Genomic DNA, 2429 nt, shown 5'->3' on the forward strand with positions numbered 1-2429 from the left:
TCATGACATAAAGCTGGAACCAAAAAGGTTTAGTGGTTCGTTCTGCGACATCTTCAATAGAGCAAATGCTCATAGTGGATAAGCAGAAGGGAACACCAAATTTTTCTGCGGCACGCGCAGCCAGAATTTCACCATCGGCATATTGCATGCCAGTTAGGCCAGTTGGAGCCAGCGCAACAGGCATTGCCACCTCTTGACCCACCATCGTGGTTTTGGTAGTGCGGTTAGTCATATTCACTGCAACACGTTGACGCAGTTTGATTTTCTGAAAATCGGATTCGTTAGATCGGTAAGTAGACTCAGTCCATGAACCAGAATCTGCGTAGTCATAGAACATCTTGGGGGTGCGCTTTTGATGTAAAACCCGCAAATCTTCAATATTGGTGATGATTTCCACTAAAACCCCTTTGTATGTCGCTGATGCCAGATGGCTGATGCTAATTTAAGCTCTATCTTAGCAATACCGGACATTTGTTTCTACAATGCTTTGGTAAAGTCCTTCTTGGGGCTCAATAAGCCCTTCTTACCTAGTCAAATCCCTCTGAATGCCTCAATTACCCCTGTCGACCGTCTTTTATTTAACGCTAGCCACCATTTTCTGGGCGGGTAATGCAATAGCTGGGAGGGTGTTGGTGGGGAGTATTTCCCCGATCACCCTAAGTGCGGTTCGCTGGGGTTTAGCAGCCTTGATCTTGCTACCCTTTGGCTGGAAAATTTTTAAGCCAAGCAGCGCGCTTTGGCAAAACAAAAGCCGTTTTCTGGTCTTAGGTTTATTGGGGGTCGGTAGCTATAACGTGCTCCTCTATCTTGCCCTGCAGACCTCGACGGCTATTAATGTCACCCTGATTGGTGCCAGCATGCCGATCTGGATGCTTTTGATTGGCGCTGTCTTATATCAAGTAAAACCAACGCTATTACAAATGCTGGGGGCGCTTGTTTCTTTAGTGGGCGTCACTGTGGTGTTAACCCGTGGTGAGCCTGCTAGCCTGTTAAGTATGGAAGTGGTGATGGGTGATTTGTTCATCATGTTGGCAACGATTCTTTGGGCGTTTTATAGCTGGATGATTAGCCGTCCAGGAGAGAGTACTGAGCGTCAGTGGCCGTGGGCTGAGTTTTTAATGGCCCAGGTTTTCATTGGATTTATGTGGACGATGTTATTTGAGGGTGTTGAGATTGCTACAGGGCATGCCTTTATTGATCTCAACTACTGGACTGGGGCATTAATCGTTTTTGTGGCAATCGGCCCATCATTAATTGCCTATCGCTGCTGGGGTTTGGGGGTAAATGGTGCCGGACCCACGGTGGCAGCTTTCTTTGCCAACCTGATCCCCTTATTCACAGCACTGTTCTCAGCTGCAATTTTGGGGGATCCGCCTCAGTTGTTCCATGGTCTAGCTTTTGTCCTGATTGTGGTCGGAATATTGGTTTCCTCCACGGCACGGAAAAGTGCATAACCCCCTTTATTTGCTGAAAAAGCCGATTTTCAAAGCTTCACCACCTAAAGAGTGCTAAATCGGTATCATTTAGTCCTAATCATACGATTTACTAGGAAATTACTATGCCAGGCTTACTCCCGAATGTTGATCCAGACGGTCTACTAGAGTTTTCGGTTGTTTATACCGATCGTTCGCTAAACCACATGTCTGAAGAGTTCAAAAAAGTCATGGTGGATATCTCTAGTGTTTTGAAAGATGCTTACAACGCTAGCTCTGCAGTAATTGTTCCAGGTAGCGGCACCTTTGGTATGGAAGCAGTTGCCCGCCAATTTGCCAATAATCAAAAGTGCCTCGTATTACGCAATGGTTGGTTTAGCTATCGTTGGACGCAGATTTTTGATCTCGCCAACATTACCCAAGACATTACCGTTATCAAAGGTAAGCAATTAGAAGATACCGCTCAGGGTGTGTTTGCTCCAGCGCCTATTGAAGAGGTGGTTGCTTTCATTAAGAAAGAAAAGCCAGCAGTGGTTTTTGCTCCCCATGTAGAAACATCTGCCGGAATTATTTTGCCGGACGACTATCTCAAGGCTGTCGGCGAAGCAGTTCGTTCAGTGAATGGTTTGTTTGTGCTCGATTGCATCGCCTCTGGTGCAATGTGGGTAGATATGAAGGCTTGTAATGTTGACGTAGTCATTACGGCGCCACAAAAAGGCTGGAGTAGCTCGCCTTGCTGTGCGTTGATTGCTATGGGCGACAGGGCGCGCGAGCGTATTGACGCTACACAAAGTAGCAGCTTTTCAATGGACTTGAAGAAGTGGCTCCAAATCATGGAAGCCTACGAAAAGGGTGGTCACGTGTATCACACCACCATGCCAACAGATGCGCTCAAAATTTTGCGCAATGTGATGAAAGAAACCCAGTCTCTAGGTTTCGCAGCACTCAAAGCTAAGCAGCAAGAGTTGGGTGAAAAGGTTCGTGCCTTATTGGTAT

General features: G+C 46.6%; 3 protein-coding genes. 2 read left to right on the top strand and 1 reads right to left on the bottom strand.

Going from position 1 to position 2429, the window contains the following annotated elements:
- Positions 1-397: alpha-hydroxy-acid oxidizing protein (locus B7X71_RS15250; protein ID WP_293601305.1), on the bottom strand; the 397-nt coding region annotated here is incomplete at its 3' end.
- A 148-nt stretch (positions 398-545) separates the two neighbouring features.
- Between B7X71_RS15250 and B7X71_RS15255 the strand changes: the two genes are divergently transcribed.
- Positions 546-1454: a DMT family transporter gene (locus tag B7X71_RS15255; protein ID WP_293601307.1), complete on the top strand. Its 909-nt coding sequence runs from the start codon at positions 546-548 to the stop codon at positions 1452-1454.
- 104 nt (positions 1455-1558) lie between these two features.
- Positions 1559-2429 (top strand): aminotransferase class V-fold PLP-dependent enzyme (locus tag B7X71_RS15260; RefSeq protein WP_293601309.1); only part of this gene is annotated, 871 nt, incomplete at its 3' end.

It is taken from the genome of Polynucleobacter sp. 39-46-10 (assembly GCF_002282275.1).